This is a genomic window from Mesorhizobium sp. 10J20-29 (genome assembly GCF_054130485.1).
Genome location: NZ_CP199156.1, coordinates 3,801,765 through 3,820,361 on the forward strand (window position 1 = coordinate 3,801,765; position 18,597 = coordinate 3,820,361).

The following is an 18,597-nucleotide window of genomic DNA, read 5'->3' on the forward strand; positions in this document are numbered from 1 at the left end:
GGCGGGGAAATTGGCGATTGACGAGCATGAAACACTTTCTGACGCAGTTTTCCGAAGCCGCCGGCTGGATCGCCGACGTAGCCTCGCGCTTCTCGGCTCGGGCCGACACCGGGCCTATAGACTCCGCCGACAGGCTGTTCGAGTTCGCCCGCACGCGCGCATCGCTGATCGCCCAGAAGAAGCTCTATGGCTACCTGAAGGAGCGCATGGGCATCAGCTATCCCAAAATGTTCGAGGACGAGGTCTTCGCCAATGCGATCCACATCGCGACCATGCACATTTTTGCCGCTTCGCTGTCCGACCTGACCGTTCACGTGGTGGGCAATGCCACCGCCGGTTCGACGCTGCCAGCGCCCGAGCGCTGCAGGATGGCGGTCGAGTCCTACAAGGCCGGCATCGAGGCCAATGCCGCGATGGTGACCGAGTCTGAGGCGCCGGACAAATGGCTGGCCGACTTCGAGGCGCGGATCGACGAGATCCTGTGGGATAATGTGGCGGCCGGCGGCAACGCCTTTACCGAGAGCCCGAAGGCATTGATCAAATGGGCGCCGATCTCCGACGAATACAAGAAGTACGACCGCGAGATCGTCGAGAACTCCATCCGCTACGCGTGGAACGAGATCCGCGAGGATTTTCGCAAGCGCCTCGATGCGCCGGCGGTGGTGGCCGACTGGCAAGCCCCGGCCAGGGCCGGATAGGGTCAAGCGCGTCGCTGCCGGTCCTGATCAGGCGCTGAAGCTGCTTGCGCCGGCCGGTCAGCCGGTTGCGTTGCTGACTGGCACATGGATGCCCGGTGTCACGCGGCGGATGCGGCCGTCAGGCGAAGGCGCCTTCACCGCTTCGAGATACGCAACGCACATGATGATCAACTGGCCCAGCACGGCGCGGCCTTCGCCGGCGGGCAGGGTGCGTTCGAACACGCTGCGGACCGCGCCGAAAATGGTTGTCAGCAGTGTCAGGGTAACGGCGGCAAGGTCCGTGAAGTCGGCATCGCAGGCGCTATCGAACATGGCAGCCGTGGCCTGATCCACCCGACGGGCAAAGTCCTCGATCAACGGCTCGTTGTCGAGTTCGGCGACCGACCGGTAGAGGGCCCGCGTCACCTCGGGACGCTCCATCTTGGCGTCCCAGTAGGTAGTCACCAGCGTGCGGACCATGTGCGCGATCGGGCCTCCATGGCAGGCCAGACAGGCGCTCTCCACCTTGCCGGCCAGCCTATCGAGGTAGCGCTCGTTCAGGGCATAGAATAGCGCCTTCTTGTGAGGGAAATACTGGTACATGGTGCCGACCGAGGCGCCCGCGCGCTGGGCAACCCGCGTGGTCGTCAGACGATGCGGTCCCTCAATCGTCAAAACCTGAATGGTCGCTTCGAAAATGGCATCTACGGTCGCGATTGCCCGCGCCTGCCGCGGGGTTTTGCGCGGCTTCAGATCAGGGGGCGGTCGCGATGCCATATGCGAATCCTCAAACTGAATGATCCTTCATATATTGCGTCGTCTCAACAAAGTCAGCTTTCAAAGGACCTCGCCATGGCCGACGCCAACCGCATTGCTCTCGTAACAGGCGCAAACAAGGGAATTGGGCTGGAAATAGCCCGCCAGCTCGCCCAGGCGGGCGTCTTCGTAATTATCGGCGCGCGCAACGCCGAGCGGGCAATGGCCGCTGTCCAGGATCTCGCTTCGATGGGGCTCGAGGCGCAGGCGCTCGCGATCGATCTCAACGACCATGAGAGCATCGCCGTGGCAGCAGACACGATCGGGGGGACGCACGGCAGGCTCGACATTCTGGTCAACAATGCGGGGATCGTCGATCCGCAGGACGGTCCGCCGACCGCGTCCGCGCCGCAGGCTGCCCGCAGGATCATGGATACGAACTTCGTCGGCACATTGGCCGTGACGCAGGCGATGCTGCCGCTGCTTCGCAGGTCCTCCGCGGGGCGCATTGTCAACCTGTCGAGCTCGCTCGGATCGCTGGCGCTGAACGGCGACCGGACGTCGCCCTACTACTCGGCGCGGCTGATCGGCTACAACGCCTCGAAGGCGGCGCTCAACATGCTGACCGTTCAGCTTAGCGAGGAACTGCGCGAGACGCCGATCGTGGTGAACTCCGTAAGCCCCGGATTCGTCAGGACCGACCTGACGGGACATACCGGCTTTATGACGCCTGAAGAGGGCGCGAAGCTCCCGGTCGAGTACGCGCTACTCGGAGATGATGCGGTCTCGGGCCGCTTCGTGGAAGCGAGCGGCCAGACGCCCTGGTAGTTGCCTGCCGGCCTTCCGTAGGGACCGTGGACGGCGCGGGAGGATCGGCCCGAACGAAAAAAGCCCCGGCGGTTCCACCGGGGCTTCTTGTTGTCCGTAACGGCTCGGATCAGACCGAATAGTACATGTCGAACTCGACCGGATGCGGCGTCATCTCGAAGCGCATGACCTCGGCCATCTTGAGCTCGATATAGGCGTCGATCTGGTCGTCGTCGAAGACGCCGCCGGCCTTGAGGAAGCCGCGGTCCTTGTCGAGCGACTGCAGCGCTTCGCGCAAGGAGCCGCAGACCGTCGGGATCTTCTTCAGTTCCTTCGGCGGCAGGTCGTAGAGATCCTTGTCCATCGGCTGGCCGGGGTGGATCTTGTTCTTGATGCCGTCGAGGCCTGCCATCAGCATGGCTGCGAAGGCGAGGTAGGGGTTGGCGCCCGGATCGGGGAAGCGGATCTCGACGCGCTTCGACTTCGGCGACGAGCCGAAGGGGATGCGACAGGAGGCCGAGCGGTTGCGCGCCGAATAGGCGAGCAGCACCGGCGCCTCGTAACCCGGGACCAGACGCTTGTAGGAGTTGGTCAGCGGGTTGGAGAAGGCGTTGATGGCCTTGGCGTGCTTGATGATGCCGCCGATGTAATAGAGGCAGCTTTCCGACAGGCCGGCATATTCATTGCCCGCGAAGGTCGGCTTGCCGTCCTTCCAGATCGACATGTGGACGTGCATGCCCGAGCCGTTGTCGCCGAACACCGGCTTCGGCATGAAGGTGGCCGTCTTGCCGTAGGCATTGGCGACCTGGTGCACGACATACTTGTAGATCAGCATCTTGTCAGCATTGCGCGTCAGCGCGTCGAACTTGACGCCGAGCTCGTGCTGGGCGGCAGCCACCTCGTGGTGATGCTTCTCGACGCGCACGCCCATCTCGGTCAGCACGGTGAGCATCTCGGAGCGCATGTCCTGGCAGGAATCGACCGGCGGCACGGGGAAGTAGCCGCCCTTGACGCGCGGACGGTGGCCGAGGTTGCCCGTCTCGTAGTCGGTGTCGTCGTTGGACGGCAGTTCGGTCGAGTCGAGCTTGAATCCGGTGTTGTAGGGGTCGGCCTTGTACTTCACGTCGTCGAAGACGAAGAATTCGGCTTCCGGTCCGACGAAAATGGTGTCGCCGACGCCTTCCGCCTTCATGTAGGCCTCGGCCTTCTTGGCCGTGCCGCGCGGGTCGCGGTTGTAGGCCTCGCCCGAGACCGGGTCGAGGATGTCGCACAGGACGACCATGGTGGACTGCGCGAAGAACGGGTCCATGTGGACCGTCTCGGTGTCGGGCATCAGCACCATGTCCGACTCGTTGATGGCCTTCCAGCCGGCGATCGACGAACCATCGAACATGACGCCGTCGGCGAACATGTCCTCATCGACTTCGGCGATGTCCATCGTGACGTGCTGGAGCTTGCCCTTCGGGTCGGTGAACCGCAGATCGACGAATTTCACGTCATTGTCCTTGATCTGCTTCATGATGTCTTTTGCAGTCGTCATTCCATGTCTCCCTGAAAAATTCCTTGTTGAACTGTTGAACGGACGGACCGGATCAGACGGCGTCCATACCAGTTTCTCCCGTGCGGATGCGCACGACTTCTTCGATGTTCGAAACAAAAATCTTGCCGTCGCCGATGCGCCCGGTCTGCGCAGCCTTGCGGATCGCCTCGATGGCGCCTTCGACGGCATCGTCGCCGAGCACGACCTCGATCTTCACCTTGGGCAGGAAGTCGACGACATATTCGGCGCCGCGGTAGAGTTCGGTGTGACCCTTCTGGCGGCCAAAACCCTTCGCCTCGGTGACGGTGATGCCCTGAAGGCCCGCGTCCTGGAGGGCTTCCTTCACCTCGTCGAGCTTGAACGGCTTGATGATCGCTTCGATCTTTTTCACTTTTGCTGGCCTCCAGTGCCGGTATGACGAGATTTCTACCCGCTTGCGCATGTTTCTAGCACGAACCGTGCCAGTCTGGGCGCTACGCGATGAATTTGCGTGGGAAACAGCCGCAGCGCAAAACTTTGATTTTCCGCTACCCCTTCCAACGCTGCTTGCGCCGAATCCTTGCCCCGGGACAAAACGGAGAGAGGGTGTCGCTGCCCGAATGTTGTGCAATTTGATGAAAGTAAAGGCAAGGGGCGGTTTTTTCGCGGTCGCGCGCAGCGGCGGCCGCGTCGCTGTTCCGCAGCGCCGCCGGATCGTGTAGCTCTGGTCCATGCACGCAAGAAAACAGGCCGCACCGGCGATCCGGCACCTGCTCACACCCGCCGAGATGGCCGAGGCCGACCGGCTGTCGATCGCTGCCGGGCCGCATGACGGCATGGCCCTGATGCGCCAGGCGGGCGCCGCCGTCGCAGCGCTTGCGCTCGAGCGCTGGCCGGGCGCGCGCCAGACGATGGTGCTTTGCGGTCCGGGCAACAATGGCGGCGACGGCTATGTGGCGGCAAGGCTGCTCGCCGAGGCCGGTGCTGCCGTGTCGCTCTATCGGGCCGGTCCGCCGCGACAGGGCACGGACGCCGCCCGCGCCGCCGCCGAATGCCCGGTGGAGGTGCTCGACCTCGAAAGCTTCCGGCCGGACGCCACCTGCCTGGTCATCGACGCGCTGTTCGGGGCCGGTCTGTCGAAGGAACTCGACGGCGTCAACGCCGACGCGATTGCGCGGATCAAGGCGTCCGGCGCGGCGGTCCTCGCCGTCGACCTGCCGAGCGGCATCTCGGGCGACAGCGGCGCGGTACTCGGATCAGCGCCCCGGGCCGACGTGACGGTGACCTTCTTCCGCGGCAAACACGGCCATCTGCTCTATCCTGGCCGCGACTACTGCGGCGAGACGATCGTCGCCGATATCGGCATCCCGGCCAGCGTGCTGGACGACATCGCACCGCGCTGCGTCGAGAACGGTCCGGCGCTCTGGCAAGCGGTGTTTCCGAGGCCCCACGCCGCAACCTACAAATATGCGCGCGGTCATGTCGGCGTGTTTTCGGGCGGCGCTTCGGCGACCGGTGCCGCGCGGCTTTCGGCAATGGGCGCGGCGCGGGCGGGTGCCGGCGCCGTGACGATGCTGTCGCCGGCGAGCGCGCTGCAGGTCAACGCCATGCACCTGACCGGCACGATACTGCGCCGGGTCGACACGCTGGAAGAGGCCGAGGAATTCCTGCGCGACAGGAAACCGGCCTCTCTGGTGATGGGGCCGGGCCTCGGCACGGGATCGCAGGCTGCCGGCTTCGCCGTCGAGCTGATCGGCAGGAGCGGGGGGCTGGTGCGCCATATCGTCTTCGACGCCGATGCGTTGACCGTCTTTGCGCGTGACCCGGGGCCATTCTACGCCGCGGCGAGTCTGCCGGAGGCGCCGCAACTGCTGCTGACGCCGCACGAGGGCGAGTTCAGACGGCTTTTTCCCGACCTTGCCGATGACCCGGCCCTGTCGAAGATGGACCGGGCACGCGCGGCGGCGGCGCGGGCCATTGCGACGATCATCCTCAAGGGACCCGATACTGTGATCGCCGCGCCGGACGGCCGTACCGCCATAAACGCCAATGGCACGCCGCTGCTGGCGACGGCTGGCTCGGGCGACGTGCTCGCGGGCATCGCCGCCGGTCTGCTGGCGCAGGGCATGCCGGCTTTCGAGGCGGCGGCCGCTGCCGTCTGGCTGCACGCGGAGGCCGCCGCGCGCTTCGGGCCCGGCCTGATCGCCGAGGATTTGCCGGCCGCGCTGTTGCCGGTTTTGCGCAAACTTGCGCTTTAATGAGCATGGTTTTTCGCCGCGACACCTAAAAATCATCGAACTGACATTTGCATGCCATGATGGCGGGCTTATCTTAGGGACGCGGGTGGCCTTGAGGAGGCGACGATGAACAAGGGCAAAGAGACGCTGGAAGAGCTGCTGAGCGATCCGATCATCCGGCTCTTGATGGAGCGCGATCGCGTTCGCCCGGAGGAGGTGCGCATGCTGCTGAGGAAAGCGGCGCGCAATGCACAGCCGAGCCTCGCTCCGCATGTCATCGACCAGACCAGCAGGCAGTCGAGGGTAAGCGCCTAGCCTGACGTCAGGACGGACTGTACCCGGCCCGCATATATGGGCCAGCCGCCCGGGATGACGCGAGCCGTCACCCCGGGTTTTTGTTGTCAGAAACAGCCGTAGACCGTGCCCGGACCGTAGCAGAGGCCGCGCGACACCTCTTCCTCGACATCGTCGGCCACGAGATTGACCGACTGGCGGTCGCCCGACATCTCGCGCGCCTTGGCGATAAGTTCCTCGGCACTGATCGGTTCCTGCGACGCGGCGGCGGCCGGGTCGATCGTCGAGAGAAGGCGTGCCGCCGCCAGCAGCAGGAACGGATCCTCCCGCTCCAGCCCGTAATTGGTGAGCTTGGAGGCGAGGTTGAGCTGTTCGACGATACCGGGCGTCAGCGGCTGCTTTTCCTGCGCGAGTGCCGGCGCGAGCGGCAGGGTTGCCGCGAGCATGCCCGCGGCGACAAGTGATTTCATTTTCATGTGGTTCGACCCCGTTGCCTTTGCACACCCGCACCCATCGCCCGGGCGTCGATGCAGCGAAGGACGACATTCGGGCTAAATTGCGGGCGGCCGCAAACGCCGCCTCAGGGCCTTCGCCGCAAGGTTAAGATTAGGATTCAATCTTTCTTGGTACTTCTCCGTTAGCAATCTTGCTTCGGCGGATTTTCGGGGGGGCGTCCGCATCTTTAGATCTGTCCTGGGTGCGAGTATTCATGCGTTTTTACACCATTGCCACGGTCTTCCTCGCCTGCATCGGCGCCACGGGCTGCACCTCGAGTTCCGGCATCGACGGGCTGGGCCTTTCCAACGAGACGACGAGCTCGATCCAGCGCCCGGCCGCGCCGGTGGCCGAGGTCGCGACGCCGCCCGAGCCCGTGCCGACCGCCACAGTCGCACCTGAGCCGGAAGGCGATAGCGCACCGGTGGAGAATGCCCTGGTGGCGACGGAGCGCCCGGTCGCCGCCGAGGCCGCATATGCCAACATCGTCATCAACGAGCGCCGCTTCCGTGACGCCAAGCCGATCAATTTCGGCAAGGCCTCGCCCAAGCAGCTGGCCGTGCACGGCGTCGACATCTCGCGCTGGCAGGGCGACATCGACTGGCAGAAGCTGCGTGGGCAGGGCGCCAACTTCGTCTACATCAAGGCGACCGACGGCGGCGACCATCTCGACCCGATGTTCCGCCAGAACTGGAAGAACGCCGAGAAGGCCGGGCTGAAGCGCGGCGCCTACCACTTCTTCTACTGGTGCCGCACGGCAAGCGAGCAGGCCGACTGGTTCATCCGCAACGTGCCCAAGGTGAAGGGCGCGCTGCCGCCGGTCATCGACGTTGAGTGGAACCACACCTCGCGGTGCAAGAAGCGGCCCTCGCGCGAGAACGTGCTGGAGAAGATGCAGGTTTTCATGGACAAGCTGGAGGCCCATTACGGCCAGCGCCCGATCATCTACACCGCTCCTGATTTCTATGCCGATAACCTGAAGGGCGCGTTCAAGAACCACCCGTTCTGGCTGCGCTCGGTGGCGGCGCACCCGTCAAAGGTCTATCCGGGCCGCGACTGGGTGTTCTGGCAATATTCGGGTTCGGGCCTGTCGCATGGCGTGGAAGGCCGTATCGACCTCAACGTCTTCCACGGCGACGAGAACGCCTGGCGCAAGTGGCTGGCGCGTCACACAGGCTGACCAGCCGAAATTCTGAACGACGGGCCCCTTGACCGAGGTGCATTCGCGCCCCATTTCCCGCGCGCGGGCCGGGCCCCTCTGACGATCACCGATCGTGATGTCGGACCGCATCGGGTGAACTCGATGCCGGGTCCGGACATTTGCCATCATGCGGCCGGCCTCGGGTTCCCTCCAACAGGGAGAGGACCCAATGGACGTCATTTCACTAGCATTTCTCGGCCAGCCGCTCTGGATGTGGCTGTGCTTCTTCGGTCTCGTCGTCGCGCTGCTGGCGCTCGACCTCGGCGTGCTGCACCGCGGCTCCACGGAGATTGGCGTCAGGGAAAGCCTGGCGCTGTCGGCATTCTACATCACGCTAGGCCTCGCTTTCGGCGGCTTCGTCTGGTGGCAGCTCGGCGCCGAGTCAGGTGTCGAATACGTCACCGGCTTCATTCTCGAAAAGAGCCTGGCGATGGACAACATCTTCGTCATCGCCATGATCTTCGGCTTCTTCGCCATCCCGCGCAAATACCAGCACCGGGTGCTGTTCTGGGGCATATTGGGGGTCATCCTGCTGCGCGGCGTGATGATCGGCTTCGGCGCCAAGCTCGTCGCCGACTATGCTTGGGTGCTCTACGTCTTCGCAGGCTTCCTCGTGCTGACCGGGCTGAAGATGCTGTGGTGGAGCGAGGTCGAGCCGGATCTCGCCAGGAACCCGCTCCTGAAGTTCATCAAGCAACGCTTCAACGTCACCGACCGGCTGCACGGCGAGCGCTTCCTCGTCAGGCTAGACGACGGCAAGGGCGGAACTGCGCTGTTTCTGACTCCGCTCTTCCTGGCGCTGGTGCTGATCGAGATAGCCGACGTGATCTTCGCGGTGGATTCGGTGCCGGCGATCTTTGCCATCACCACCGACCCCTACATCGTCTACACCTCGAACATCTTCGCGATCCTCGGCCTGCGCGCGCTCTATTTCGCGCTGGCCGCCGTGCTGCACCGCTTCGCCTATCTGAAGCAGGCACTGGCCATTCTGCTGATCTTCATCGGCGCCAAGGTATTCGTCGCCGATCTATTCGGCTGGACCAAGTTTCCTGCCCATTGGTCGCTCGGCGTCACCTTCGCCATCCTCGCGGCCGGCATCGGCTATTCGCTGTGGCGGACGCGGGACGGCATGACGGCCGGGCAGGGCTGAAGCGGGCAGGGCCGACGGGCCGGGCATCAAGGCCCGGCTCCGTCGCAAGCCTATCGCGGCGTGCAGGTCATGCCGTTGCGCTGGGCGTTGGCGATGCAGTCGGACTTGTTGACGTAGGCTTCGGTAGAGGCGCCGACGATCTTGCCATTCGACGCTTTGCGTTGCCAGCGCCAACCGTCACTCGCCTTGTAGATCGTCCAGGTGTCGCCGTTCCTGTCAGTGCAGCTTTCCATGAGACCTCTCCCTCAATAGCAGGGCGGAAGCTAGGTGATTCGCGGTTGCATCACTACGAACCGCCGCAACCCTAGGATGCTGGATTCGGGTATGGTCGGTTGTGCTGCTCGTGGGCCGGCATGGCAGCGGCCCCGCGAGGGCGGGGCCGCTGATAGGGATGGTGGTCGGTGGGGGCGGACGCCTCAGGCGGCGCGACGCTCGTGGCGTTCCTCGCCGATCTCCTCGACCAGCTTGGCGCAGAAGGCGGGAAGGTCGTCGGGATTGCGGCTGGTGACGAGTCCCTGGTCGGTGACGACTTCCTCGTCAACCCAGTCGCCGCCGGCATTCAGCACGTCAGTCTTGATCGACTTGTAGGAGGTGAGGCGACGGCCCTCCAGCACGTCGAGCTCGACCAGCAGCCACGGCGCATGGCAGATCGCGCCGACAACCTTGCTGTCGTTCCAGAAGCTCCTGACGAAATCCAAGGCCTTCTGCTCGACACGCAGCAGGTCGGGGTTCATCTGGCCGCCGGGCAGCACCAGCGCGTCGTAGTCGCCGGGGTTCGCCTCGTCGAGCGTCTTGTCGACCGGTACGGCGCGGCCCCAGTCCTTCTTGTCCCAGCCGGTGATCTCGCCCGACTGCAGCGACACGACATCGACGGTCGCGCCGGCCGCGCGCAGCTTCTCCAGCGGCACCTCGAGTTCCGACTGCTCGAAACCGTGGGTGGCGAGAATGGCGACGCGTTTCCCTGAAATGTTCTGCATGATTGTCTCCTTGCGTTGGGGATGCTGCACAACGGGCGGGAGTCGAGAGAGTTCCGGGCTGGGCCTGCGGGAACCCGGCAGTTCTCCTCCGGGCGACGGGGGCCGCTGGCGCGTCAGCGCAACTGCCTGAAGCCGGCCGGCACGTCGGACTCGTCGGCGGGTCCGGTGGTGACCTTGGTGACCGAGGCGTAGTTCGGTCCGGTCCGGAACAGCTCGAGCATCCTTGCGACTGCCGCCTCGGGCCCGGAGACAAGTGCCGTCACGGAGCCGTCCGGCTCGTTTTTTACCCAGCCGCGCAGGCCCAGCGCCTGCGCCTGCCGCTCGGTCCAGGCGCGGTAGCCGACACCCTGCACGCGGCCGTGGATATGGACAAGGGTGGAGGCATGAGAGCTCGCGGCGTTCCCGTCTCAACTGTCCATTCCGGCTGCGACGAATGTATAGCGCTCGCGCAGGTAGGCGGCCCAGGGGTCATCGCCTGGCGCATCGTCGATCAGCGGGGCAAACAGCGATTCCGTCGAGCGGCTGACAAATGAGTCCGGTTCGACCAGCAACTGGCGAAACACATCAAAAGCGTTGTCGCCAAGTTTTCGCAGGGTCGGCGAGGTCACCCGCTTGAGCCTCTGGTTGGCGGCAGGCGCGATGTGCAGCACGCGCACGCGCCCGTACTCGGCCTCGTGCGCGGCCTGCATGCGCGCGGCCAGCATCTGCTGGCGAAACAGCTGGTAGAAGGGCTCCCAGAACAGCTCGGTGGGCTTCAGGCCGGCATCGCTGCGGATCGGCCCGAACGGCGCGAAGGCGATGGCCTGGTAGCGCCTCAGCCGCTCCGGCTCGCTCTTGGCCTGCGGCGGCGAACCATAGGTCTCGGTGTATTTCCACTCGACAAGCAGGGTTTCCACCTTGCCGGCCTGACGAAAGCGCAGGACCGCATCGGCGCTCGTCACGTTGGCGCCGCGCTTCGGCTTGCCGGTTGGGGGCCACTCATTGAGGTAGTTTTCGCTGCCCACCCACTCGAAGCCGACGAACCATGCCTCGCCGTCCGGGCCCTTTTCGACCTCCAGCATTTCCGGCAGGTCGCCGCCGAGCGCGGACTGGACGAGGCGCGCGAGCATGTCCGGGCGGGTCGCCAGAGGCATCAGGAAGTTGAGGCAGCAGACCTGCGACGACAGCCCGTGCGCCGCGTGCTGGTGCCAGGCGATGGCGTTGTCGTCGAAATAGCGGGCGGCAAGGTCGCGGATTGCCGGGTTGAGGTTGGACAGCCGGTTTTCAGGCGGCAGGCGATAGGCGCTGCCCTCGAAACCTGCTTCACCCGGCTGCCTGGCGGCGAAGAACGCCGCCTGGCGCTCGCGCTCCTGGGCGACGAAGTCCGGCGCGGGTTGGTCGGTCATGATGGGCTCGCTCGGTTGGTTCGGCCCTGCTTAGCCGACCTTGGCGGGCAGGGCTATCATTTCGCAGGACGGGCGGGCCGCATTGTGGACCGAGCAGCGCTCTTGGCGGCGCGCGACTCCAGCGCCGCCGTGCCTTGGTGGCCGGCGCTGCCGCCACGCCTTCGTCATTTTCGGGTCTACGCCTTCGCTGCGCTTCGGCTGAGCCCTGGCATGACGAACAGCGGAGGGGCGTTTTCAGCCAAACTCTAGCAACAAAAAAGGCCGGGCACTGCTGCCCGGCCTTTGATCAATCATTAGGAAGAACCCTCAGCTGCAGCCGCTCGTCGCTCCGCAAGTATCGCACTTCTCGCAGGTGCCGTTCCGCACCATGGTGAAGTTCTGGCACTCCGAGCAGGAATTGCCCGTATAGCCCTGCATCAGCGACTTGGCGCGGCGGTCGGAGGCGACCTTCTTGGCCTGGGCGGCTTCCTCGGCGGCGGCGTCGGTGAACATCGCCGATGCCGGCGATTCCTCCGCCTCGTCATTGGCGACGTCCTCGGCCAGCTCCTTCGCCCGCTCCTCATAGTCGCGCTTGAAGGCAACCGCACCCTCGGGCGCTTCCGCATAGGCGGGCTTCAGCGCCAGGCCGGCCGTGGCCGAAGCCGTGGAGAGCGCCCTGACATTGGAGCCGGAGAAGGCAACGGGCGCCGACGTCTTGGCGGGTGCCGTGCCGGCCGCGCCCTTGGGATCGGCGCCGGTGTTCGATACCATCTTGAGGGCAGCACCCCGCGTCAGGCCCTTGGACACGGCCTCGGCCTTGCCTTCCGAAATGCCGCGGCCGAGTGCGGTGTTGCCGAAGTTCGACGTGTCGACATGGGCAAGGTCGCCGCGGTCGAGATAGGAGACCGCCAGCTCGCGGAAGATGTAGTCGAGGATCGAGGTGGCGTTCTTGATGGCGTCGTTGCCGACGACCATCCCGGCCGGCTCGAACTTGGTGAAGGTGAAGGCCTCGACATATTCCTCGAGCGGCACGCCGTACTGCAGGCCGAGCGAGATGGCGATGGCGAAATTGTTCATCATCGCGCGGAAGGCGGCGCCTTCCTTGTGCATGTCGATGAAGATCTCGCCGATGCGCCCGTCGTCGAACTCGCCGGTCCTGAGATAGACCTTGTGGCCGCCGACGACTGCCTTCTGGGTGTAGCCCTTGCGGCGGTTCGGCAGCTTTTCGCGGTCGCGGTAGAGACGTTCGACGACGCGCTCGACGATCTTCTCGGTGACGGCGGCGGCGCGCGCAGCAGCAGGTGCGGCGGCGATCGTCTCGACGGCATCGTCGTCCTCGTCTTCTTCGTCGGCCAGCAGCGAAGCGTTGAGCGGCTGCGACAGCTTCGAGCCGTCGCGGTAGAGCGCATTGGCCTTCAGCGCGAGCTTCCAGGACAGCATGTAGGCGTTCTTGCAGTCCTCGACGGTGGCGTCGTTGGGCATGTTGATGGTCTTGGAGATGGCACCCGAGATGAAGGGCTGTGCCGCCGCCATCATGCGGATGTGGCTCTCGACCGAGAGGTAGCGCTTGCCTATCTTGCCGCACGGGTTGGCGCAGTCGAAGACGGGCAGGTGCTCGTCCTTGAGGAACGGCGCTCCCTCAAGCGTCATGGCGCCGCAGATGTGGACGTTGGCCGCCTCGATGTCCTTCTTCGAGAAGCCGAGTGCCGGCAGGATCTCGAAGGAGAAGTCGTTGAGCTGCTCGTCGGTGAAGCCGAAGGTCTCCTTCACCCAGTCGGCACCCAGCGTCCACTGGTTGAAGACGAACTTGATGTCGAAGGCCTGGCCGAGGGCGGCGTTGACCGCCGCGATCTTCTCGTCGGTAAAGCCCTTGGCCTTGAGCGAGCCGGGGTTGATGCCCGGCGCCTGGTTCAGGTTGCCGTGGCCGACCGCATAGGCCTCGATCTCGGCGATCTGCGCCTCGGTGTAGCCGAGCGTGCGCAGCGCCTCGGGCACGGCGCGGTTGATGATCTTGAAGTAGCCGCCGCCCGCCAGCTTCTTGAACTTGACCAGCGCGAAGTCGGGCTCGATCCCGGTTGTGTCGCAGTCCATGACGAGGCCGATCGTGCCGGTCGGCGCGATCACGGTTGCCTGCGCATTGCGGTAGCCGTGCTTCTCGCCGAGCTCGATGGCGAGGTCCCAGGCGGCGCGGGCATGCGTCACCAGGTCCTGCTGCTTCACGTCGGAAGCAACCAGCGGCACCGGCGAGACGGCGAGCTTCTCGTAGCCGTCGCTCTCGCCATAGGCGGCGCGGCGGTGGTTGCGCATGACGCGCAGCATGTTGTCGGCGTTGGCGTCGTAGTTGGCGAAGGCGCCGAGTTCGCCGGCCATCTCGGCCGAGGTGGCGTAGGCGACGCCGGTCATGATCGCGGTGAGCGCGCCGCAGATCGCGCGGCCCTCCTCGGAATCATAGGGGATGCCGGAGGTCATCAGCAGGCCGCCGATGTTGGCGTAGCCGAGGCCGAGCGTGCGGTACTCGTAGGAGAGGCGGGCGATTTCCTTCGACGGGAACTGCGCCATCATCACCGAGATCTCGAGCACCATGGTCCACAGGCGCACCGTGTGCTCATAGGCCTCGATGTCGATCGTGCCGTCCTTGCGCCGGTAGGGCAGGAGGTTGATCGAGGCGAGGTTGCAGGCCGTGTCGTCGAGGAACATGTATTCCGAGCACGGGTTGGAGCCGCGGATCGGGCCGCCGGCCGGCGAGGTGTGCCAGTCGTTCATCGTGGTGTTGAAGTGCAGGCCGGGATCGGCCGACGCCCATGCGGCGTAACCGATCTTCTCCCACAGGTCGCGGGCCTTGAGTTCCTTCATCACCTTGCCGTCCTTGCGGGCGGTGAGGTTCCAGTTGCCGTCCTGTTCGACGGCGCGCAGGAAGTCGTCCTTCAGCGAGACGGAATTGTTGGAGTTCTGGCCCGATACGGTGAGATAGGCTTCCGAATCCCAGTCGGTATCGTAGGTCTTGAACTCGATCGCCGTGTAGCCCTGGCGTGCGAACTGGATGACCCGGCTGATGTAGTTCTCCGGCACGCCGTCGCGCTTGGCGTCCTTGATGGCGCGCTTGAGCGCCGGGTTCTTCAGCGGGTCGTAGCAGTCGCCGTCCGGGCCGTCGCAATTGACGCAGGCCTTCATGACCGCGCCCATGTGCTTCGTGACGATCTTCGAGCCGGTGACCAGCGAGGCGACCTTCTGCTCTTCGCGCACCTTCCAGTCGATGAACTCCTCGATGTCGGGATGGTCGGCGTCGACGATCACCATCTTGGCGGCGCGGCGCGTGGTGCCGCCCGACTTGATGGCGCCGGCAGCGCGGTCACCGATCTTGAGGAACGACATCAGACCCGACGAGCGGCCGCCGCCCGACAGCTTTTCGCCTTCGCCGCGCAGGTGGGAGAAGTTCGAGCCGGTGCCAGAGCCGTACTTGAACAGGCGCGCCTCACGCACCCAGAGGTCCATGATGCCGCCCTCGTTGACGAGATCGTCGCCGACGCCCTGGATGAAGCAGGCATGCGGCTGCGGATGCTCGTAGGACGACTTGGACTTGGTCATCTTGCCGGTGAAGGGGTCGACGTAGAAGTGGCCCTGGCCGGGACCGTCGATGCCATAGGCCCAGTGCAGGCCGGTGTTGAACCACTGCGGCGAGTTCGGCGCGACGTGCTGGGTGGCCAGCATGTAGGCGAGCTCGTCGCGGAAGGCGAGGGCGTCATCCTCGGAGGCGAAATAGCCGCCCTTCCAGCCCCAGTAGGTCCAGGTGCCGGCAAGGCGGTCGAAGACCTGGCGGGCGTCGATCTCCGAGCCGTAGCGCTCGTCCTCGGGCAGCTTCTCGAGTTCGGCCTCGTCGGCGACGGAGCGCCACAGGAAGGACGGGACGTCGTTCTCCTCGACCTTCTTCAGGCGCGCGGGCACGCCGGCCTTGCGGAAATACTTCTGCGCGAGAATGTCGGCCGCGACCTGGCTGAACTGCGCCGGCACGTCGATGTTCTCGAGCCGGAAGACGACCGAGCCGTCCGGATTCTTGATCTCAGAAAGCGCCTTGCGGAACTCGATCGCCGCGTAAGCCGACTGGCCCGACTTTGTGAAGCGCCTCTGGATATGCATCGTCCTGATCCCTTTTATCTATATATAGCGTCTTTCGAAGGAACTTTCCCGTTCCAATCCACCAAGACGCAAGTCCGCCGCGCCCGACATCCCGAAGGCTGCCGGCTCTCCTGTCGCAGGTTTCCGTCGCAAAGCGCGTCAGCCTCCTTTCGGAACCTCTGGCGAGCATCTCGACGAACCCCCGCGGGTCCCTCAAAACTGAAATTTTCTCGATTCCCTCAACCGAGGGAAGTCCACACTATCTAGCCCCAACCCTAGTCGCAAACACTAAATATAGTGTTAACAGACAATTTATTCCACCCCCGCAGTTCTAACTTTGCCGCGTTTAAAGGCAAAGATTTCCCCACGCGTTCGCCGGCCTCGTAAACGGGCGGTTCGCGGGAAATACGCACAAATTCCGGGGAAAAAGACCGGGCTCAGAACTTTCCGGCCGCGCCCTCAACACAAGCGCATGATCCATATGAGGCGACTCGTTTTGTCACGTCAAGGATTCGTTTCTGTAAGTTTTGTGACCCCAACATGTTGTGTGTCACTCATGTGGATAACGGGGAGAATTCACCCCCTCCCGCTGCGTTAGCCGGCACAGCGTTCCAGCCTTCCTGAAGGGCAGCTTCCGGGCCGCCCGGCTTGCCAGCCTCCGGCGGGCCCGACATAGTGGGTGGCAGCATCGGGACTGAACACGGCCGAGGTGAGCCAACATGCAGAACCGCTACGTGGGCCTGCCGAAAACGGCGGCCGGCAAGACCATCAAGACCTATCTCTTCAAGGCCAACCGCTCCACCAAGCTGCGCGAGGTGCTGTGGGGCGACTTCCTCAAGGTGACAGGGGAGAGCGCCGACGGCTGGCTCGAGATCGAATGGGCGGCGGGGCGCGACTCAGTCGAAAAATCATTCATCCCAAGGCGCACACCTCCGAGACGCGGCCGCTGGAGATCATTTTCCTCGATGTCGGCCAGGGCGACGGCGCGGTGCTGATTGCGCCGGAAGCCGACCAGAGCGAGCGGGTCGTTGTGCTCGATGCCGGCATATCCAGCAACATGCACGCCTTTCTCGACAAGCGGTTCCGCTATCTCGGCGAGCCGATGAAACTGCATGCCGCCATCATGACGCATCCCGACAAGGATCATTATTTCGGCTTCGACACGATCTTCGCGGCGAGCCAGAAGTTCGGCTTCGACGTCGTCTACCATAACGGGCTGGCCGAACGCCCGGTGAGCGGACAGTTCGAGAAGCTGGGCGGCGTGGCGACGGACGCTGCGACGGGCAAGAAATATGTCGCAGACCTGGCCGAGACACGCGCTGACATCGAGGCCCTGTTCGGGCCGGGCGTCGACCTCGGCGATTTCGACTTTCCGCGTGTCATGCGCAGTGCGCTGGACAACCCCAACATCGCCGACATCCGCATGCTGTCCACCGCGCATGGCGTTGAAGCGGACGACCGGGTCTGGATGCCGGGCTTCGAGCCCTCCGGCCAGCGGCCCTATGCGGTGGAGATACTCGGCCCCGTCGTCGAGCCAGACGCCGGCGGCGCGCCGCGGCTGCGCAAGCTCGGCAGCTACGGCGAGACCAAGAACGGCCATTCGGTGCTGCTGAGGCTCCACTACGGCAAGTTCAAGGTGCTGTTCGGCGGCGACCTGAACGACAAGGCGGAGAAATTCCTGCTCGCCCACTATGCCGGGCTCGCGCGCTTTCCCCGTGCCGGCACCGCGGCCCATGACGCGATGGTCGAGACGACGGCCAACTGGTTCCGCGCCGAGGTGATGAAGACCTGCCATCACGGCTCGGAAAAGGTCACCGACGCCTTTCTCGACACGGTGCTGCCGGCCGCCTTCGTGATCTCGTCGGGCGACGAGGAAGGGCACGTTCATCCGCGGCCCGACCTGCTCGGAAGGCTGGGCAAGCGGGGAAGGGGCGCCACGCCGGTGATCCTGTCGACCGAGCTGCAGCGCTCGACGCGTGAGATGGAGGACGCCAAGGCGGTCGAGAGCCTCATTCGCCGCGTCCTCGACCTCTCCGATTCGACGTCGGACAAGGCGCGCGAGAAGATCATCGACGACATCTGGACGCTTGGCCGCTCGAACGTCACCGTCTATGGCGCGATCTATCTGAAGACCGATGGCGAGCGCCTGCTGACGGCGTTCCGCATCGAGACCGGCAGCGAGACGAAGAAGTGGTTCACCTTCGAGTATGAGTATGTCGACGGAGAATTGCGGCTGGTCGCCTGACGGCGCAATGCGATTCGGCAAATGCTGGGCGACGTTTCGATCGATGATGACGCAGCGACGCGTGGCGCCGGTCGGCATGGCTGGGCGATTGCCAGCGTCGAAAATCCCGGCAAACATGTGGGTGCGCGCATTCAGGCGCAGGAGCCTCAGATGGTGACACGCGGGTTCAGCGGACGCGGCAACAGACCTCCGGAAGTCAGGGACAGGCTGCCGCCCGGCCAGTTCCTGGAAAGCGGCTTTCCGGTCCTGTCGGCCGGGCCGACGCCGCGCATCCGTACCGAGGACTGGACGTTTGCGCTGAAGGACGGCGTGCGGCCGGTGAAAAGCTGGAACTGGGTGGAGTTCCATGCCTTGCCGCAGACCAAGATGACCCGCGACATCCATTGCGTGACCACCTGGTCCAAATTCGACACCTTCTGGGAAGGTGTGCTGATCGACGACATGCTGGCCGATGCCGGGATCGAGCCGCCGACGGCCTATACGCTGGCGCATTCCTACGATGGCTATACCACTAACGTGCCAACGGAGGACCTTGTGGCCGGCAAGGCGATGATCGCCACACGCTATGCCGGCGAGGCGATCAGCGCTGATCATGGCGGCCCGGCGCGGCTGCTGGTGCCGCATCTCTATTTCTGGAAGTCGGCCAAGTGGGTCAACGGGCTGCAGTTCACGCAAAGGGACGAGCTCGGATTCTGGGAACTGCGCGGCTACCACCGCTACGGCGACCCCTGGCGCGAGCAACGCTACACGGACGATTGAGGC

General features: G+C 64.6%; 18 protein-coding genes. 9 read left to right on the top strand and 9 right to left on the bottom strand.

The window, feature by feature from the left end:
• Positions 1-26 precede the first annotated feature (26 nt).
• Complete coding sequence (locus tag ACT2BZ_RS18180) at positions 27-698, top strand: hypothetical protein (RefSeq protein WP_457941375.1); 672 nt, start codon at positions 27-29, stop codon at positions 696-698.
• Between the two features lie 57 nt (positions 699-755).
• On the opposite strand, the gene ACT2BZ_RS18185 is transcribed toward ACT2BZ_RS18180, so the two are convergent.
• Positions 756-1,454, bottom strand: coding sequence for a TetR/AcrR family transcriptional regulator (locus ACT2BZ_RS18185; RefSeq protein WP_457936629.1), 699 nt, complete (start codon positions 1,452-1,454; stop codon positions 756-758).
• 75 nt (positions 1,455-1,529) lie between these two features.
• On the opposite strand from ACT2BZ_RS18185, the gene ACT2BZ_RS18190 reads away from it, so the two are divergent.
• Positions 1,530-2,261, top strand: coding sequence for an SDR family oxidoreductase (locus tag ACT2BZ_RS18190; protein ID WP_457936631.1), 732 nt, complete (start codon positions 1,530-1,532; stop codon positions 2,259-2,261).
• 109 nt (positions 2,262-2,370) lie between these two features.
• Here ACT2BZ_RS18190 and glnA read toward each other — a convergent pair whose 3' ends face one another.
• Positions 2,371-3,780 (bottom strand): type I glutamate--ammonia ligase, encoded by a 1,410-nt coding sequence (glnA, locus tag ACT2BZ_RS18195; protein WP_457936632.1) that lies wholly within the window; start codon positions 3,778-3,780, stop codon positions 2,371-2,373.
• Positions 3,781-3,832: 52 nt separating this feature from the next.
• Positions 3,833-4,171: a P-II family nitrogen regulator gene (locus tag ACT2BZ_RS18200; protein ID WP_457936633.1), complete on the bottom strand. Its 339-nt coding sequence runs from the start codon at positions 4,169-4,171 to the stop codon at positions 3,833-3,835.
• 319 nt (positions 4,172-4,490) lie between these two features.
• Between ACT2BZ_RS18200 and ACT2BZ_RS18205 the strand changes: the two genes are divergently transcribed.
• Both ACT2BZ_RS18205 and ACT2BZ_RS18210 read left to right on the top strand, forming a co-directional pair.
• Positions 4,491-6,017, top strand: a complete 1,527-nt coding sequence (locus tag ACT2BZ_RS18205; RefSeq protein WP_457936634.1) for an NAD(P)H-hydrate dehydratase — start codon at positions 4,491-4,493, stop codon at positions 6,015-6,017.
• A 105-nt stretch (positions 6,018-6,122) separates the two neighbouring features.
• Positions 6,123-6,311: a hypothetical protein gene (locus ACT2BZ_RS18210; protein WP_457936635.1), complete on the top strand. Its 189-nt coding sequence runs from the start codon at positions 6,123-6,125 to the stop codon at positions 6,309-6,311.
• An 86-nt stretch (positions 6,312-6,397) separates the two neighbouring features.
• Here the strand turns inward: ACT2BZ_RS18210 and ACT2BZ_RS18215 are convergent, their stop codons facing one another.
• Positions 6,398-6,766, bottom strand: a complete 369-nt coding sequence (locus ACT2BZ_RS18215; RefSeq protein WP_457936636.1) for a hypothetical protein — start codon at positions 6,764-6,766, stop codon at positions 6,398-6,400.
• 233 nt (positions 6,767-6,999) lie between these two features.
• Here ACT2BZ_RS18215 and ACT2BZ_RS18220 point away from each other — a divergent pair, with 233 nt between their 5' ends.
• Positions 7,000-7,965, top strand: coding sequence for a glycoside hydrolase family 25 protein (locus ACT2BZ_RS18220; protein ID WP_457936637.1), 966 nt, complete (start codon positions 7,000-7,002; stop codon positions 7,963-7,965).
• Positions 7,966-8,155: 190 nt separating this feature from the next.
• Positions 8,156-9,136: a TerC family protein gene (locus ACT2BZ_RS18225; protein ID WP_457936638.1), complete on the top strand. Its 981-nt coding sequence runs from the start codon at positions 8,156-8,158 to the stop codon at positions 9,134-9,136.
• A gap of 50 nt (positions 9,137-9,186) precedes the next feature.
• Here the strand turns inward: ACT2BZ_RS18225 and ACT2BZ_RS18230 are convergent, their stop codons facing one another.
• From ACT2BZ_RS18230 to ACT2BZ_RS18250, 5 genes are all read right to left on the bottom strand, one after another.
• Positions 9,187-9,369, bottom strand: coding sequence for a DUF1508 domain-containing protein (locus tag ACT2BZ_RS18230; protein WP_457936639.1), 183 nt, complete (start codon positions 9,367-9,369; stop codon positions 9,187-9,189).
• A 183-nt stretch (positions 9,370-9,552) separates the two neighbouring features.
• Positions 9,553-10,113: a type 1 glutamine amidotransferase domain-containing protein gene (locus tag ACT2BZ_RS18235; RefSeq protein ID WP_457936640.1), complete on the bottom strand. Its 561-nt coding sequence runs from the start codon at positions 10,111-10,113 to the stop codon at positions 9,553-9,555.
• A 113-nt stretch (positions 10,114-10,226) separates the two neighbouring features.
• Entirely contained in the window at positions 10,227-10,466 is a 240-nt protein-coding gene (locus ACT2BZ_RS18240) for an acylphosphatase (protein ID WP_457936641.1), read from the bottom strand.
• 54 nt (positions 10,467-10,520) lie between these two features.
• The gene (locus ACT2BZ_RS18245) at positions 10,521-11,498 is read right to left on the bottom strand and encodes a PGN_0703 family putative restriction endonuclease (protein WP_457936642.1); all 978 of its coding nucleotides are present in this window, start codon (positions 11,496-11,498) and stop codon (positions 10,521-10,523) included.
• 306 nt (positions 11,499-11,804) lie between these two features.
• On the bottom strand, positions 11,805-15,611 hold the full coding sequence (locus ACT2BZ_RS18250; RefSeq protein ID WP_457936643.1) for a vitamin B12-dependent ribonucleotide reductase: 3,807 nt from the start codon (positions 15,609-15,611) through the stop codon (positions 11,805-11,807).
• Between the two features lie 698 nt (positions 15,612-16,309).
• On the opposite strand from ACT2BZ_RS18250, the gene ACT2BZ_RS18255 reads away from it, so the two are divergent.
• The 3 genes from ACT2BZ_RS18255 (at position 16,310) to ACT2BZ_RS18265 (ending at position 18,594) form a co-directional block, all read left to right on the top strand.
• Complete coding sequence (locus tag ACT2BZ_RS18255; protein ID WP_457936645.1) at positions 16,310-16,585, top strand: hypothetical protein; 276 nt, start codon at positions 16,310-16,312, stop codon at positions 16,583-16,585.
• Positions 16,579-17,835 (top strand): hypothetical protein, encoded by a 1,257-nt coding sequence (locus ACT2BZ_RS18260; RefSeq protein WP_457936646.1) that lies wholly within the window; start codon positions 16,579-16,581, stop codon positions 17,833-17,835. The genes ACT2BZ_RS18255 and ACT2BZ_RS18260 overlap by 7 nt, the downstream gene beginning before the upstream one ends.
• A 150-nt stretch (positions 17,836-17,985) precedes the next feature.
• Positions 17,986-18,594, top strand: a complete 609-nt coding sequence (locus ACT2BZ_RS18265; RefSeq protein ID WP_457941376.1) for a sulfite oxidase-like oxidoreductase — start codon at positions 17,986-17,988, stop codon at positions 18,592-18,594.
• Positions 18,595-18,597: the final 3 nt, after the last annotated feature.

What these genes read in the sequence shown, in the direction of transcription:
- ACT2BZ_RS18205 (WP_457936634.1), top strand. Translation starts at nt 4,491, where the DNA reads ATGCACGCAAGAAAACAGGCCGCACCGGCGATCCGGCACCTGCTCACA.
- ACT2BZ_RS18220 (WP_457936637.1), top strand. Translation starts at nt 7,000, where the DNA reads ATGCGTTTTTACACCATTGCCACGGTCTTCCTCGCCTGCATCGGCGCC.
- glnA (WP_457936632.1), bottom strand. Translation starts at nt 3,780, where the DNA reads ATGACGACTGCAAAAGACATCATGAAGCAGATCAAGGACAATGACGTG.
- ACT2BZ_RS18265 (WP_457941376.1), top strand. Translation starts at nt 17,986, where the DNA reads ATGGTGACACGCGGGTTCAGCGGACGCGGCAACAGACCTCCGGAAGTC.
- ACT2BZ_RS18210 (WP_457936635.1), top strand. Translation starts at nt 6,123, where the DNA reads ATGAACAAGGGCAAAGAGACGCTGGAAGAGCTGCTGAGCGATCCGATC.
- ACT2BZ_RS18245 (WP_457936642.1), bottom strand. Translation starts at nt 11,498, where the DNA reads ATGACCGACCAACCCGCGCCGGACTTCGTCGCCCAGGAGCGCGAGCGC.
- ACT2BZ_RS18180 (WP_457941375.1), top strand. Translation starts at nt 27, where the DNA reads ATGAAACACTTTCTGACGCAGTTTTCCGAAGCCGCCGGCTGGATCGCC.
- ACT2BZ_RS18230 (WP_457936639.1), bottom strand. Translation starts at nt 9,369, where the DNA reads ATGGAAAGCTGCACTGACAGGAACGGCGACACCTGGACGATCTACAAG.
- ACT2BZ_RS18190 (WP_457936631.1), top strand. Translation starts at nt 1,530, where the DNA reads ATGGCCGACGCCAACCGCATTGCTCTCGTAACAGGCGCAAACAAGGGA.
- ACT2BZ_RS18215 (WP_457936636.1), bottom strand. Translation starts at nt 6,766, where the DNA reads ATGAAAATGAAATCACTTGTCGCCGCGGGCATGCTCGCGGCAACCCTG.
- ACT2BZ_RS18225 (WP_457936638.1), top strand. Translation starts at nt 8,156, where the DNA reads ATGGACGTCATTTCACTAGCATTTCTCGGCCAGCCGCTCTGGATGTGG.
- ACT2BZ_RS18250 (WP_457936643.1), bottom strand. Translation starts at nt 15,611, where the DNA reads ATGCATATCCAGAGGCGCTTCACAAAGTCGGGCCAGTCGGCTTACGCG.
- ACT2BZ_RS18235 (WP_457936640.1), bottom strand. Translation starts at nt 10,113, where the DNA reads ATGCAGAACATTTCAGGGAAACGCGTCGCCATTCTCGCCACCCACGGT.
- ACT2BZ_RS18185 (WP_457936629.1), bottom strand. Translation starts at nt 1,454, where the DNA reads ATGGCATCGCGACCGCCCCCTGATCTGAAGCCGCGCAAAACCCCGCGG.
- ACT2BZ_RS18255 (WP_457936645.1), top strand. Translation starts at nt 16,310, where the DNA reads ATGCAGAACCGCTACGTGGGCCTGCCGAAAACGGCGGCCGGCAAGACC.